Annotated in this window: 11 protein-coding genes; 1 reads left to right on the top strand and 10 read right to left on the bottom strand. The window is 64.7% G+C overall.

The window, feature by feature from the left end:
• Positions 1–50: 50 nt before the first annotated feature.
• Positions 51–977 (top strand): SDR family NAD(P)-dependent oxidoreductase, encoded by a 927-nt coding sequence (locus tag JWQ90_RS20995; protein WP_299696948.1) that lies wholly within the window; start codon positions 51–53, stop codon positions 975–977.
• 65 nt (positions 978–1,042) lie between these two features.
• On the opposite strand, the gene JWQ90_RS21000 is transcribed toward JWQ90_RS20995, so the two are convergent.
• The 10 genes from JWQ90_RS21000 to JWQ90_RS21045 all read right to left on the bottom strand — a co-directional run bounded on the left by JWQ90_RS21000 (position 1,043) and on the right by JWQ90_RS21045 (position 14,441).
• Positions 1,043–3,403 (bottom strand): TonB-dependent receptor, encoded by a 2,361-nt coding sequence (locus JWQ90_RS21000; RefSeq protein WP_299696949.1) that lies wholly within the window; start codon positions 3,401–3,403, stop codon positions 1,043–1,045.
• 178 nt (positions 3,404–3,581) lie between these two features.
• On the bottom strand, positions 3,582–4,466 hold the full coding sequence (locus JWQ90_RS21005; RefSeq protein ID WP_299696950.1) for an EthD domain-containing protein: 885 nt from the start codon (positions 4,464–4,466) through the stop codon (positions 3,582–3,584).
• Positions 4,467–4,498: 32 nt separating this feature from the next.
• Entirely contained in the window at positions 4,499–5,287 is a 789-nt protein-coding gene (locus JWQ90_RS21010) for an SDR family NAD(P)-dependent oxidoreductase (RefSeq protein ID WP_299696951.1), read from the bottom strand.
• 3 nt (positions 5,288–5,290) lie between these two features.
• Positions 5,291–6,700, bottom strand: coding sequence for an aldehyde dehydrogenase family protein (locus JWQ90_RS21015; protein WP_299696952.1), 1,410 nt, complete (start codon positions 6,698–6,700; stop codon positions 5,291–5,293).
• A 58-nt stretch (positions 6,701–6,758) separates the two neighbouring features.
• Complete coding sequence (locus JWQ90_RS21020) at positions 6,759–10,283, bottom strand: indolepyruvate ferredoxin oxidoreductase family protein (RefSeq protein WP_299696953.1); 3,525 nt, start codon at positions 10,281–10,283, stop codon at positions 6,759–6,761.
• 19 nt (positions 10,284–10,302) lie between these two features.
• On the bottom strand, positions 10,303–11,058 hold the full coding sequence (locus JWQ90_RS21025) for a glutathione S-transferase family protein (protein WP_299696954.1): 756 nt from the start codon (positions 11,056–11,058) through the stop codon (positions 10,303–10,305).
• Between the two features lie 2 nt (positions 11,059–11,060).
• The gene (locus JWQ90_RS21030) at positions 11,061–12,464 is read right to left on the bottom strand and encodes an FAD-binding oxidoreductase (protein ID WP_299696955.1); all 1,404 of its coding nucleotides are present in this window, start codon (positions 12,462–12,464) and stop codon (positions 11,061–11,063) included.
• Between the two features lie 8 nt (positions 12,465–12,472).
• Positions 12,473–12,799 carry a Rieske 2Fe-2S domain-containing protein gene (locus tag JWQ90_RS21035; protein ID WP_299696956.1) on the bottom strand — a complete coding sequence of 109 codons (327 nt, stop codon included), beginning with the start codon at positions 12,797–12,799 and terminating at the stop codon, positions 12,473–12,475.
• A complete protein-coding gene (locus JWQ90_RS21040; RefSeq protein WP_299696957.1) occupies positions 12,792–14,009 on the bottom strand; it encodes a cytochrome P450 in 1,218 nt (405 codons plus the stop codon). The genes JWQ90_RS21035 and JWQ90_RS21040 overlap by 8 nt, the downstream gene beginning before the upstream one ends.
• Before the next feature lie 3 nt (positions 14,010–14,012).
• Positions 14,013–14,441 carry an ester cyclase gene (locus tag JWQ90_RS21045; RefSeq protein ID WP_299696958.1) on the bottom strand — a complete coding sequence of 143 codons (429 nt, stop codon included), beginning with the start codon at positions 14,439–14,441 and terminating at the stop codon, positions 14,013–14,015.
• Positions 14,442–14,793: the final 352 nt, after the last annotated feature.

Consider the following 14,793-nt stretch of genomic DNA (forward strand, 5'->3'; position numbering starts at 1 on the left):
CCCACGCAGAAAACCCCGGGTTTCACCCGGGCCACAAAGAGGAACGAAACATGAGCGACTCTCCCACTCCGCTGCTCGCCGGCAAGGTCGCCCTGGTCACCGGCGCCGGGCGCGGCATCGGCCGCGGCATTGCGCTGGAGTTGGCCAAGGCCGGCGCGCGCGTCGTCGTCAACGATCTCGGCGTGTCGCTGACCGGCGACGGCACCGGCGAATCGCCGGCCGACAGCGTCGTGGCGGAGATCAAGGCACTCGGCAGCGACGCGGTCGCCGACACTCACTCCGTTGCCAGCTTCGAAGGCGCGCAGGCGATGATCGATACCGCGCGCTCCAGGTTCGGGCGCATCGACATGGTGGTCAACAACGCCGGCAATCTGCGCGACGTGATCTTTCACAAGATGAGCGAGGAAGAGTTCGACGCCGTAATCGCGGTGCATCTGAAGGGCAGCTTCAACACCAGCCGCGCGGCCGCGCCGTTCTTCAAGGAACAGGGCGGCGGCTCGTTCGTCCACATGACCTCAACTTCAGGCCTGGTCGGCAACTTCGGCCAGGCGAACTACTGCGCCGCCAAGCTCGGCATCGTCGGCCTGTCGAAAGCCATCGCGCTCGACATGCAGCGCTTCGGCGTGCGCTCCAACGCGGTCGCGCCCTTCGCCTGGACGCGCATGGTCAGCTCGATCCCGGACGAAACGCCCGAGCAGAAGAAGCGCGTCGAAGGCCTGAAGAAACTGATCCCGGAAAAGATCGCGCCTTTCGTCGCCGCGCTAGGCTCGGACGCCGCCAAGCACGTCACCGGCCAGATCTTCGGCGTGCGCAACAACGAGATCTACCTGTTCAGCCAGCCGCGCCCGATCCGCACCGCGCATACCGCTGAGGGCTGGACACCGGACAGCATCGTCGAGCGCGTGTTCCCGCAATTTCAGAACGACTTCTACCCGCTGCACAAATCGGGCGATGTGTTCACCTGGGACCCGGTGTAGCGGACACCGTGGCAACCTGCTGCGGGCTTAGAAATCGGACGCGGCACAACGCGCTCCCAACGACATCAGAAGTTGAAGCGCACTTCTGTCCCGTAACTGCGCGTGGGTCCGCGATAGTTGACCGTGAAGTAGCCCAGCAGTGGCACCACTTCCTGGAAATACTTCTCGTTGGTGAGGTTGTCGCCGTAGGCAGAAATCTCCCAGCGATTGCCGCCGCCTTTCAGGGTCAGGCGGGCGTCCAGCAGCGTCAGCGGATCGCGCCGAGTGCCCGGCGTGTTGGCGACATCCCACCAGATCGGCCCGTAGCGGTTGAGTTCGACGCGAGGCACCAGCATCATGTCGTGGGCCAGTTCGAAGCTCTGGGTCGCACCTACCGACATCGTGTACTTGAAGGCGCCTGGTGAGACATTGCCGTTGAACTGCGGATTGCCGGAAAAATTCTTGACCTCGCCATCGGTGTAGCCGTAACCGCCAAACACGCGCAACCCAAACGGCAGCAGCGCGTCGAAGTCGGCATCGAAGCCGCGGAGTTCGACCTCGTCGATGCTGATGGTGGTCTGCAGGCCCACACTGGGATAGAACTCGAACTGCTGGGCGCCCTCGATCTTGGTCTGGAAAGCTGCGAGGTTCAGCGACAGCGCGCGATCGAAGAATCGGGCCTTGGTGCCGATTTCATAGGAGGTGGACACTTCCTTGTCGAAGCCATCCTGCACGTAGACCGAACTGGCGGGCAGTCCCGCGGCTTCCGCGGCCCCGATCAGCGCCTGGCGCGATCCGATCGGATTGAAGCCTCCTGACTTGAAGCCCTTGCCGTAGCTCGCGTAGGTGCTCGCGTTGGAGCTCAGGTCGTACGACACGCTGGCCTTGGGCTCGAACTGCTCGAACGTACGCGAATCGTGGCACTGGTCGATGGTCGATCCGGTCAGTGCCACGCAGTTGTTGTAGTTGAGCCCGGTGATCGGATTGATCACGTCAGGAGCAGTTTCGCGCACCGAGCGATCTTCCACGTCGTAGCGTCCCGCCGCGTTGAGATGCAGCTTCTCGGTCAGGTCGTACTGCAGGCTGGCGAACGGAGCGTAGCTCGTCGTCTTGTAGAGCGGATGGCTGTACGCCACGGTCGGCTGATCCGAGCCCGCGTAGTCGACGTCGAGGCCACGCGGCGCGAGGCCGACATTGTCCTGGTTGATCTTGCTGGTCTGGTCACGCAGGAAGCGCAGCGCGTAGACGCCCAGTTGCCAGCGCAGCGACTGATCGGCCGGCGAGGTCAGGCGAAACTCCTGCGAATAGTTTTTGTCGCGATACGAATACTGCTGCACCGTGTCGCCGGTTCCGGTGTCGGACAGATAGGGCGGCGAATCGCTGCCGTAGATCTGCTTGAGATAACTGTAGGCGCTGATCGACGTGAACTTCGCGAAGCCCAGATCGTAGTCGACCTTCAGCGGTACGTCGGTAAACACTTCGTAGTTGTAAGTCTGGATGTTGCTGACGAACGGAATGTCGGCGTTGTTGGCATCGAGTTCCGTGCCCGGGAACCCGCCCAGCGGCAGTCCCACGATCTGCGCGTTGTAGGCGGTCGAGGCGCCCGTGGCCTTGTGCGATCCGACCTGCAGATCCACCTTGAGATTTTCGTCCGGCTCGTAGATGAGCCGGGCGCGGCCGCTGTCGGTTCTCGAAGCGCCGACTTTCTGCCCGCTGGTTTCGCTGGTGAACGGGCCGTCGGTATCGCGCAGCGAACCCGAGACGCCGAACTTGAGCGTGTCGCTGATCGGGCCACCCGCGCCGAGCGCGACGCGCGTGCTGTTGAAGTTGCCGTGCGAGGCCACGACGTGTCCGGCGAACTCGTCGCCCGGCTCCTTGGTGGTCACCACGATGGCGCCCGCAGCTGCGTTGCGTCCATACAGCGCGCTCTGTGGCCCCTTGAGCACTTCGATCTGCTTGAGGTCGAACAGATCGCTGTTGAACGGCTTGGTGCTCGACAGCGTGACGCCGTCGATGACGATCGCGACGTTGGGGTCTGAATTGCGTACCGAGGTCTGGCCGCGGATGTTGATGTACGACTCTCCCGCATTGTCCTCGATGAAGGTGACGTTCGGCGTGCTGGACAGAAAGTCGGCGGGACGCGTAATGCCCGCGTCCGTGATCGACTGCTCGGTGAAGACCGTCATCGCGATCGGAACCTTGATCAGATTCTCGGAGCGCTTGGTCGCGGTGACGACGATCTCTTCGATTCCTGTCGAGGCCTCGCCCTCGATGCCCGCCGACGCTGCCGGTTCGACGGCATCGGGCGATTTTTCAGCTTCGGCTTCCCTGGTCTCGGCTGCCTTCTCGGCTTCGGGCGCTTCCACCGCCTGCGCCAGCACCGGCGCAGACGTCATGCTGGTGCACAGAACCGCAACGGACACACTCCACAACTCATGCTTGCGCATCGTTCTCTCTCCCCGCTGATGCGGCTGATATGCCGCCTGGACTTATTGGCGCCGTGCGGCGCTCTATTGACGAGCATTCTTGCCGAGGCCGGTCCTGGTTATGAATGCCGCGGCGTGCCAATGCGACGCTGATCGTGCCACTTCAGGCCATGCGCTAAGCCCAGCGCATCGCGTGTTCTCAGCGCGGCAGACCCAGTGCCGCCGCGCCGTAGAGGCAGCGCAACACCGTCTCGTCCTTTTGGTTGTCCGCACCGGCTGCTTCGATGGTGCGCAGCACGTCGAAGCCGCGCAGGCCCAGGTGCGTGGGTCTACCGCCGATGACCATCTCGTAACGCGCCTTGACTCGATAGCACTGCAGGTAGCGCAGTACCGTGTCCGGTTTCGCTCGCAAGGCCGCGATCGCTTTGTCCGCACTCGCAAGACTGTCCCAAGACACCTGCAAGGCGACGCTGTTGACCGCGCCTCGCTGACGGTTGTCGACGCCGGATACCGTGCTCCAGCGCGTCGGATCACCCGATGTCAGCAGATGCAGGCGCAGCACCAATAAGCCCTCCGATGCGCGCAGCGGCGACACCAGTTCGCGCTCCACCGCAGCCGCTATTTCGGCTGCGCTCGAATCGGCGAACGATTGCAGGATCAGCACGAAGCTGGCCGCCGGCGACTGCGCCACCGCTGCGATATCGCCGACCAGTGTGCGCGTGCCACCGGGCTCCAGGTTGTAGAGCAGCGTCCGGCTGAAGACCCTGGATTCATCGCGCAGGATCAGCGGCGTGACATCGCCGGTCACCAACCCCTGGCGATCGGCCTCGTTGCGATAGCTCACCTCGGCGAAGCCGTCGAGTACGATCGGCGCCTCACCATCCGCACCCGGTGCGGCGTCGGGCGCCGAGCCGTAGCGTTCGGTGTGGTTCTGTACATAGCTTAGAAAGCCCGGAATGCGCGTTGCGAGCATGCCGTGCACGTCGCGCCAATAGGCCGTGAACAACTCGTCGGACATACCCTGACGGCGCTGCAGCAGCGCAATCGTCGTGACTTCTGCTGATACGGCGTGAGACACGCTCATCGGCACTCTCCTGGTTGCAGCGTGAACGAAACTCAGGCCGACCAGAGCCCGCCCTCGAGTGGCACGATGGCGCCGGACAGGTAGGCCCCCGCGCGCGAACACAGCGCGATCGCCATGCCGCCGATATCGCTGGCCGCGCCCAGGCGCCGCGCCGGCACCATCGCGATCGTCGCCTCCTTCGATCCGGGATTCGCGTCGAACAGGCCGGCGCTCATGTCGGTCGGAAAGAATCCCGGCGCGATGGCGTTGACGTGAATACCGCTGGACGTCAGATCCGATGCCAGCGTGCGCGTCAGCTGATGCAGTGCCGCTTTGCTGGCGCCGTAAGCGTAAGCGCCGCTGCTCTTCGGCCACAGCGCCGCGATCGAACCGATGTTCAGCACACGCGCCGGATCGCCATCCTTCGCTGCAGCTTTCAACTGCGGCATCAGGTTCTGCACCAGAAAGAACGGCGCACGTACATTCAGCGCCATTTCCGAATCCCAGCGCTGCGGATCGACCGAGGTGATGTCGCCGGCGCTGAAGGCGCCCGCATTGTTGACCAGAATGTCGAGCTTCGGCGCGAGTTCGGTGATCTGCGCGGCGGCGCTGCGCAGATCACCGATATCGCTCAGATCGGCGGTGATACAGCAGCAGTTGGCCTCGCTCAAACCTGCGCCGATATCCGCGGGCCTGGCCGGCGTTCGCGACACCACGATGATCCTGGCGCCGGCACCGGCCAGCGCGATGCTGATCATCGCACCCAGGCCCTTGGCGCCGCCGGTGACGACCGCCGTCTTGCCGTTCAGCGAGAACAGTTCTTCCAGCAGCGCGTTGCTCATGGCTCAGGCCTTGTTGATGTTGACGACTTTCAGCGCAGTGTATTCCAGCAGGCCGCTGCGGCCGGATTCGCAGCCGATGCCGGAGTTCTTCATCGTCGGGAACGGCACTGCCGGGTCGAGCGCGCAATGCTGGTTGACCCAGACCGTGCCGCTGTCGATCTGACTCGCCACCCTGCTGGCGGCTGCAACATCGCGCGACCACACCGACGCGCCGAGCCCGTACGGCGAGCGATTGACGCGCTCGATGAGCTCGTCGATATCGCGGTACTTGATGATCGGCAGCACGGGCCCGAACGGCTCCTCGTCGACCAGTGCGGTGCCGTCGGCGATGTCCCGGACCACGGTCAGCGGCACGAAATAGCCGGGGCGCCTCAAAGCCTGTCCACCGGCGATGATGCGGCCGTCGCGGCGCGCGCCGTCGATATAGCCCAGCACTTTCTCGTACTGCGCACGGTTCTGCACCGGGCCGAACTGCGAGGACGCGTCCAGGCCATCGCCGAGAACCGCGCCGTTGGCCATCGCCGCCATCTGCTCGCAGACCGCGTCGTACAGATCGGCGTGCACGTACAGCCGCTTGATCACCGCGCAGACCTGGCCGCTGTTGAAGAACGACATGCCAAACAGCATTGGCGCAATCGCGGCTGGATCGGCATCGGGCAGCACGATTGCGGCGTCGTTGCCGCCGAGTTCAAGCGTGATGCGCTTCAGCGTGTCGGCGGCGCTGGCCATGATCAGCTTGCCGGTCGCCGTCGAGCCGGTGAACGAGACCTTGGCGATCTGCGGATGCGTAGTCAGCCGCGCGCCGACATCGCTGCCGCCGGTGACGATGTTGACGACGCCGGCCGGCACTACGTCGGCAATCAGCTCGCCGAGGCGCAGCGTGGTCAGCGGCGTCGTCGGCGCCGGCTTGATGACGATGGTGTTGCCGGTCATCAGCGCCGGCGCGATCTTGGCGATCGCCAGATGGATCGGCGCATTCCAGGGCACGATGCCAGCGACCACGCCCAGTGGCGTGTGATGAATCTCGACGCGTCGCGCCGGCTCGTCGATCTGCACTTCCACGTCGACACTCTGCTCGGCGTACCAAGCCAGAAACTGCATCGCCAGCTGCATCTCGAACTGCGCCAGCGGTAGCGGACGGCCCTGCTCTTTCACCAGCAGCGTCGACAGCTCGTCGCTGTTGTCGGCGATCACCTTGGAGATCGCCAGCAGCACCGCGCGGCGCTCGGGCTGCGTGGTTTTGCGCCAGCGCTTGAACGCGGTCGCGGCGCCTTCGACCGCTGCGTCGACCTGTGCAGCGTCGGCCAGCGGCGACTGCGCGACCACGCTTTCGTCGGAGGGATTGATCACCGGCTCCAAGCGCTTGCCTGCGACGAGCCTGCCGTTGATCAGCATCGAGTAAGGGGTATTCATTTGTCTTTCTCTCCTCCAGCTGGCTATCGCGCCATTGCCGGTTTTGTGCCGGTTTTGATCAGGCCGCTGCGGCTGCAGGACGCGCGAGTCCCCGCTTCGGCACCGCGGGCGGCGGGTTGTGAAACTGCGCGAGCAGATTGGCCTGCACCAGCGCCGCTTTATGCACGCCCGCTTCCTTGACATGGCCGTAGCCGCGAATCTGCGCCGGCAGTGAGGCCAACGCGACTGCCGATGCAAAGTTGTCCGGCGTCAGTGCTGGCAGCAGCTCGCCGATCAGGCGCTCGTAGTCCTCGATCAGCCGGCGCTCCATGCGGCGTTCGGCGGTGTAGCCGAAAATATCCAGCGGCGTACCGCGCAGGAACTTGAAGTGCTGCAGTACCGCAAACGCGCCGCCCATCCACGCGCCGAACTCGCGCTTGATCAGCTGGCCGGTGGTCGCGTCGCGCCTTGAGAACAGTGGCGGCGCCAGGTTGTACTTGATCTTGACGTCGCCGTCGAACGCCGCCTTCAGCTCGGCCTTCATGCTCGGCAGGCTGTGCAGCCGCGCAACTTCGTACTCGTCCTTGTAGCTCATCAGCTTGGCGAAGTTGCGCGCGACCGCCTTGCTGAGCTCCTCGCTGCCTGGCTTCAGCCGCGCCTCGGCCTGGCGCGCCGTCTCGACCAGACGCCGGTAGCGCTGGCTGTAAGCGGCGCTCTGGTACCGAGTCAGCAATTGCGCTCGATGCGCGATGATCTCTTCAAGATCCTGCAGCGGCGTGAATACCTTGACCGCCTGGCTGTCGGCCACCGCCTTGGCGATGCGCTGCGGATCCACCGCCTGCAGGCGGCCGAAGCGGAAAGCCTCCTGGTTGAATTTCACCGACACCGCATTGATCTCGATCGCGCGATCGATCGCCGCCGCACTGACCGGCAGCAGGCCGAGCTGCGAGGCATAGCCGAGCAGGAACAGGTTCGCACCGATCGTGTCACCGAGTAGCGCCAGCGCGAGGTTGGTCGCATCGACGGTATACAGATGACCGTCACCGACTGCGGCGCGGAAACGGTTGATCAGCAAGCTGGCATCGATCTTCAGATCGGGATTGCGCGCGAACGCCGGTGTCGGCGTGACCCGAGAATTGACCACCGCACGGGTGCGCTGCGGTGTCAGCGTGATCGCCGGCTCCTTGGACAGCGCGCCGACCGCATCGAAAGCCAGCGCGACGTCGGCTTCACCGACGCCGATGCGTTGCGCGCCGAGCTTGTCGCTGCTGTGCGCCACGCGCAGATGGCTGAACACCGCGCCGTTCTTCTGCGACAGCCCGGTCATGTCGAACACCGAACAGGCCTTGCCCTCCAGGTGCGCGGCCATCGTGATCAGCGCACCGACCGTGACTACGCCGGTGCCGCCGATGCCGGACACCATCAGGTTGTAGCTGGACTCACCGATCCCGGCGATCGCTGGCTCCGGCAGCGACAATCCGCCGCCGCCGATATCGACTTTCTGCGGCTTGCGCAGATCGCCGCCGAGTACGGTGACGAAGCTCGGGCAGAAGCCTTTCTGGCAGCTGTAATCCTTGTTGCAGGCGCTCTGGTCAATCTGTCGCTTACGGCCCTGCTCGGTCTCGCGCGGCCACAGGCTGACGCAGTTGCTTTGCGCGGAGCAGTCGCCACAGCCTTCGCAGACTTCGGTGTTGATGAACAGCCGCCTCAAAGGATCGGGAAACTTGCCGCGCTTGCGGCGCCGGCGCTTCTCGGCCGCGCAGGTCTGCTCATAGATCACGACGGTGACACCGGCAAGCTCGCGCAGCTCGCGCTGCACGCGGTCGTATTCGCTGCGGTGTTCGACCCGCACGCCGGGCGCGAGCTTGCTCGCTTCGTTATAGAGCTCGGGGCGGTCGCTGACGACGATGCATTTCACGGCGCCTTCGCTGAGCACCTGCTGGCTGATCGCGCCGACCGAGATCGGCCCGTCCAGCGGCTGGCCGCCGGTCATCGCCACCGCGTCGTTGTACAGGATGCGGAACGTGATATTGATCCTGGCCGCGACCGCGCCGCGGATCGCCAGCGTGCCGGAGTGGTAGTAAGTGCCGTCGCCCATGTTCTGAAAGATGTGCGGCATCTTCACGAACTTGGCCAGGCTGTACCAGTGCGCGCCTTCGCCGCCCATCTGCGTGTTGGCGAGCACGCGCTCGTCGCTGTACATCGCCATCGAATGGCAGCCGATGCCGCCGCCGACATAGCTGCCTTCCGGCTTGGGCATGCTGGAATTGTGCGGGCAGCCGGAACAAAAATATGGCGAGCGCACGACCTCGCCGGCGCTGATGCCGGCCACGGCGGCCAGCTGCTGCGCCAGCGTGGCGACGCGCTCGCGCAGCGAGGCCGGCACCGGCACGGCCAGCTTGTCGAGACGCCCGGCGATCACCAGCGCCAGTTCGATCGGCTTGAGCTGCACGTCGGACGGCAGCAGCGGCTGCTGATCCTCGTCGTACTTGCCGACGATACGTGGCGCATCCGCCTGGCCGTACAGGATGGTCTTGGCCTGGTTCTCGGTGATTGCCTCCTTCTCCTCGACGAATAGCAGCTCGCCCTGGCCGGCGGCGAATTCGCGTAGGCCTTTCCGCGACACCGGATACACGCAGCCCAGCTTGTACAACGAGATGCCGAGATTCGCCGCGCCGCGCTCGTCCAGGCCGAGCATCTTCAGCGCCTGGATCACGTCCTGCACGGCCTTGCCGGCGCTGACGATGCCAAGCCGGCGCAACGGCGCGGCGATCAGCACGCGGTTGACCGGGTTGGCGTCGACGAACTTCTCGACCAGCGGCCAGCGATAGCGCTTGTAGACGATGCCGGAGCGCTCGCGGTCGATGTGCGTGGCGATGTTGTGTATGCCTTCCGGCGGCAGCTCGCCACGATCCGGCAGCACGATCATACGGTCGAGCCGGTCCAGGCTCACCGTCATCGTCTGCTCCAGCACCTCGTTAGTCGTGGTGAAGCCGACCCATAGGCCGCAGTAGCGCGACAGCGCGAAGCCGAGCAGGCCAAGATCGAGCACGTCTTCGGCGTTGGAGCAGGCGAGCACCGGCATACCGCAGTGCATGAACGCGGTCTCGCTCTGATGCGCCAGCGTCGAGGACTTGCCGGCGTGATCGTCGCCGGCCACCGCGAGCACACCGCCGTTCGGATGCACGCCGGCGATGTTGCCATGACGGAACGCATCGTTGGAGCGGTCCACGCCCGGGCCCTTTCCGTACCAGATGCCGAACACGCCGTCGACGGTGGGATCGGGTACGTGTTGCAGCGTCTGCGCGCCCCAGATCGCGGTCGCGGCCAGGTCTTCGTTCAGGCCTGGCTGAAAGTGGATCTGATGCGCTTCGAGGTGCTTTTTTGCGCGCCACAACTCCTGGTCGTAGCCGCCGATCGGCGAGCCGCGATAGCCGGAGATATAGCCGGCGGTGTTGAGTCCTGCCTTGCGATCGGCCTCGCGTTGCAGCATCGGCAGGCGCACCAACGCCTGCGTGCCGGAGATCATCACCGTGCCGGATTCGAGGGTGTACTTGTCGTCGAGTTCGACGTTACGCAGTGCCAGGTTGCGACCAACATTCATGTCTTGAGCCCGATGATGTTCAGGCGGCTGCCGCAGTTGGCAACCGCGGCGGCGGCGCGAAGATGCCGCCGCCCTGTTCCTGCCGATACGGCGCGCACTTGTCGGCCAGGTAGTTCTGGAATTCGGCGACGAACTCGGCGGCGACCACCTGGGTGCTCTCGCGCTGCTGCATCAGCCGCGCCCAGTCACGCATCCCGTCGATGCGCTCGATCAGCGACCAGCCATAGGCGCAGCGGGTGACGCGGTCTCCGACATCGACGATGTACAAGGCCAGCAGGTCGACGCAGCTCAGCGTGTCGCCGAGCAGATAGGGCTTGAACACGAGCAGCCGCCGCAGCGCCTCGATCGTGACCTCGAGCTGGGCCGCGACCGCCTGCAGGGTTTCAGCCGAGTTCAGGGCCGCGTTTGAGAACACGCCGGGATACAGCCGCCGCATCGGCACGTCGAGATACAGCTGGATGATGTTCATCGTCTGCCGCGTGCGGCCGCGCCGCAGCGGCGCGTTCGGATACAGCGGCGCGCCGGACTCGGTTTCCTCCAGATATTCGAGGATCGGCAGCGTCTCGCTGAGCGTGCCCTCCGGCGTCTGCAGGTACGGGATCTTGCCCATCGGGCTGCGCGACAAAAAAGCTTCGTCGCGCCCCGCGCGCAGGCGCACGATGTCGAACAGCGCCTCTTTTTCCAGCAGTGCCTGGCGCAGCGTGTTGAAGTAGTTGCTGACGGCGTAGCCGTGCAGCAGCAGCGGCACGGCCAGCGGTCGGACCTGGGCGTTCATGCTCAGGCCGCCTGCTTGGAGTGTGCTTCGAAGCCGCCGAAAATCTTGCCCGGATTCAGGATGCCGACCGGATCGAGCAGGCCCTTCAGCCCCAGCATCAGATCGATCTCGCTCTGGCTGCGGCTGATGCCGAGATACGGGCGTTTTTCGATACCGATGCCGTGCTCCGCCGACACCGAACCGGAGAACGGAATCAGCGGCTCGTACACGCAGCTCTCGACGGCCTCGCGGTCCTGCGCACCGCCGGCGCCGATCGCGATGTGTAGATTGCCGTCGCCGACATGGCCGAGGAAGGCGATCGCGCCCTCGGGCCAGCGCGCATGCAGATGCTGTTTGACCTTGCTCATGTAGTCCGCCATCTCGCCGACCGGCAGGCTGACGTCGAAGGCATAGAACGGCTGGAAGTCACGGATGATGTGCTGCAGGTCTTCGCGCACCGCCCAGATGTCGGCGCGCTGTTTCTCCGATGATGCCAGCGTCGCGTCGGCGAACAGGCTGTTTTCGCCGGCCGCGCTCAGTGCGTTCTCGAACAGTTCGGCATCGCGCTGCTGGTCCGAGCCCAGCGCCTCGATGATCGCGTAGTACGGATAGTCCTGGCCCAGCGGCGGCGCATGCCGGCCGCTGCCGGTGTTGACGTTGTAGAAGCGGTTGTCGATCAGCTCGAACGCGCTGAGCATGCCGCCGAGCGAGGCATCCATATGCCGCAGCAGGCCGACGATCTGGTCGAAGCTGTTGGCCGCGACCAGCGCGGTGTTGTTGCTGCGCGGCTGCTCACGCAGACGCAGCACCAGCCGCGTGATCACGCCCAGCGTGCCCTCGCTGCCAATGAACAGCTGCTTGAGATCATAGCCGGTGTTGTTCTTGATCATCCGGTTCAGCGAGGACACCACGGTGCCGTTGGCGAGCACCGCCTCGATACCCAGCACCTGCTCGCGCATCATGCCGTAGCGGATCACGCGCATGCCGCCGGCATTGGTCGCCGCGTTGCCGCCGACATGGCAGGAGCCGCGGCCGCCGAGATCCAGCGGGAACGTCAGGCGGTAAGGCTCCAGATAGTCCTGCAGGGTCTGCAGCACGACGCCGGCCTGCAGCGTGACGGTACGGTTCACGGTGTCGACCGTCTCGATCTGGTTGAGCCGCTCCAGCGACAACGCCAGATCGCCGGCCTGGGTTTGCGTCGCACGCACCCAGCCCGACATGCCGCCCTGCACCACCACGGACTGGCCATGCTGATTGCACAAGGCCAGCACCCGCGACACCTGCTCGGTCGTGGCCGGCCGCACCAGCGCGTCGGCCCCGATCTGGCTCATGAAATATCCGGGATAGCGTGCCTTGACCGCATCGCCGGTCAGCACGCCGTCGCAGCCGACGATCTCTCGCAGGGCAGCCAGCAAAAAGTCGTTCATAGCAGGCCTCAGCTGGACGCGGTTTCTTGCAGCAGCACGTAGATGTCGTCGCCCTGCACGCGCACCTCGTAGCGCGGCAGCACCAGGTCGTCGGTCTCGTCGCATTCGCCGGTGCGCAGGTTCCAGGTCCAGCCGTGCCAGGGGCAGCTGACCTTGCCGTCGCAGACCGTGCCCTTGTGCAGAAAGCCGTTCGCATGCGGGCAGCGGCCGGCGGTTGCCAGCACTTCGCCGTTCTCGAGGAACAATGCGATTTCGACACCGTCGATCTTCACCGCGAGCCCGCGCTGCTGCTGTAGTTGCGAACACTGGCCGACGATGTGTTCGCCCTTAGCCATGGGCGAGCTCGGGTTCACGCACCTTGAACCGCACCGGCAGCGTCTTCGGCCCGCGCGCGAAGTACGAATCCATCCACTTCACCTTGCCGTCGACGGCCTGCAGCTGCTCGAAGCGATCCAGCAGCACCTCGACGGCGATCTTGGCTTCCATCTTCGACAGGAAAGTGCCCAGGCAGAAATGCGCGCCGTTGCCGAAGGACATGGTCTGCCCCGGCTGGCGATCGATGTTGAAGGTATCCGGATCGGCGAACTGGTCGGCGTCGCGGTTGGCCGAGCCCAGCAGCGGCAGCACCAGCGAGCCCTGCGGAATCTCGACGCCGTTGAGCACGGCCGGCTTCAGCGTGTGGCGGAACAGCATCTGTACCGGCGTGTCGTAGCGCAGCACTTCCTCGATCAGGTTCGGGATCAGCGCGTTGTTGTCGCGCACGCGCTGCATGACCTCGGGCCGGCTGCGCAGATGAACCAGCGTGATACCGAGCAGATTGGTCGTGGTCTCGACGCCGCCGATCAGCAGCAGGATCGCCAGGTTCATTACCTCGGCCTTGGTCAGGCGCTGGCCTTCGACTTCGGCATGCGTGAACGCGCTGACCAGATCGTCTTTGGGATCGAGCTTGCGCTGCTCGTACAGATCGTCGAAATACTGGCGCAGCTCCATGGAGCTTTTCGCGATCTGCGTGAGACGCTCGGGGCCGTAGGCGGCGCGATTGCCGGCCGACAGCACGTCGTCCACCCAGTGCTTGAATTCCGAACGGCGCTTGACGTCGACGCCGAGCACGTCGGCGACCACGGTGACCGGGAACAGCGCGGAGAACTCCCAGACGAAATCGAAGCTGCCGGCCTTGCCGTTGCGGGCGATGATGTCGTCGACCAGATCATTGGCGATGCCGCGGATCTTCGGCGGAAAGCTGGCGATCTTCTTCGGCACGAACGCGGCGTTCGCGAGCTTGCGGATGCGCACATGGCCCGGCGGATCCAGCGAGATCATCGGCGCGACTTCGGGCACCGGATCGTATTCCCCTAGCAGGGCCGGCCAGAATTGCGAGGACGAGTAGGTGTCCGAATTCTGCAGCACAGTCAGGACGTCGCCGTACTTGGCGACCGCAAACGCCTGCATGGAAGCTATCCATTTAACCGGCGTTTTCTCGCGCAGTTCGGCGTAGTGCGGGTAAGGGTGTTCGGTGACCGAGGAATCCAGCGGATCGTAGGTCACGGCTCAGCCTCCCTTGCTCTGCTTGATGCCGTCGAGCTGCTGCAGTACTGCCCATGCGTCCCAGATGCTGCGCTCCAACGTGATCTTGCCCTGCTCGTCCCAGCCCATCACGGTGACGCCCTTGGTCTTGGTGACCTTGCCCGCGGCCGGCACGCCGAAGAAATCGCCGGCGTGCTTGGTCTCCCAGGTCCACTGGAACGAGCCCAGGCGTCGATCGCCGACGTAGTCGAAGACGTCGAACCTGTTGTAGCTGATTTCCGGGTTGGCAACGATGAAGCCTTCCTGGAACTTTTGCATCGCCGCGAGATCGTTCTCGATGCGCAAGCCCATGTTGATGTCTTCGAAGAGGAACGTCGGGGAATACAGCGAAATCAGCTCGTCCGGCTTTTTGGCAAACAGGCCGATCCAGTACTGGGACCATTCAAGGTTCATCCAAGTCTCCTCTTCTTCTCTCGTGCACGAACGCGGTCTGTATTTATTTTCGCTTGAGTCCCGGCAGGGCTCTGCGACGTTGAGGCCATGCTAGCCGCGTAGCGAGCCGGGCCGCGATAGCCGCATGGGACAGCGTTGCGCCATGCGTGCCACTAGTGCGATGACTCATAAGTTTGGAAACATTGACGGCAGCGCTGGTCTCCTTCCCCCGCCTGCGGGGGGAAAGCCGGGATGGGGGCGCGGGCGCGGAAGAAAGCTCGGTTCTGCCATCACGCCCCCTCCCGCGGTTGGCTTGGGCCGGGAGTGACTCAATGTCACTCCCGGCTAGGCCAACCGCCCTCCCCCGCACGCG

This window comes from Hydrocarboniphaga sp., from assembly GCF_028291725.1.
Classification (GTDB): Bacteria; Pseudomonadota; Gammaproteobacteria; order Nevskiales; family Nevskiaceae; genus Hydrocarboniphaga.

Bases quoted from the DNA above. Each gene is read 5' to 3' on its own strand.
- JWQ90_RS20995 (WP_299696948.1), top strand. From the start codon at position 51: ATGAGCGACTCTCCCACTCCGCTGCTCGCCGGCAAGGTCGCCCTGGTC.
- JWQ90_RS21000 (WP_299696949.1), bottom strand. From the start codon at position 3,403: ATGCGCAAGCATGAGTTGTGGAGTGTGTCCGTTGCGGTTCTGTGCACC.
- JWQ90_RS21005 (WP_299696950.1), bottom strand. From the start codon at position 4,466: ATGAGCGTGTCTCACGCCGTATCAGCAGAAGTCACGACGATTGCGCTG.
- JWQ90_RS21010 (WP_299696951.1), bottom strand. From the start codon at position 5,287: ATGAGCAACGCGCTGCTGGAAGAACTGTTCTCGCTGAACGGCAAGACG.
- JWQ90_RS21015 (WP_299696952.1), bottom strand. From the start codon at position 6,700: ATGAATACCCCTTACTCGATGCTGATCAACGGCAGGCTCGTCGCAGGC.
- JWQ90_RS21020 (WP_299696953.1), bottom strand. From the start codon at position 10,283: ATGAATGTTGGTCGCAACCTGGCACTGCGTAACGTCGAACTCGACGAC.
- JWQ90_RS21025 (WP_299696954.1), bottom strand. From the start codon at position 11,058: ATGAACGCCCAGGTCCGACCGCTGGCCGTGCCGCTGCTGCTGCACGGC.
- JWQ90_RS21030 (WP_299696955.1), bottom strand. From the start codon at position 12,464: ATGAACGACTTTTTGCTGGCTGCCCTGCGAGAGATCGTCGGCTGCGAC.
- JWQ90_RS21035 (WP_299696956.1), bottom strand. From the start codon at position 12,799: ATGGCTAAGGGCGAACACATCGTCGGCCAGTGTTCGCAACTACAGCAG.
- JWQ90_RS21045 (WP_299696958.1), bottom strand. From the start codon at position 14,441: ATGAACCTTGAATGGTCCCAGTACTGGATCGGCCTGTTTGCCAAAAAG.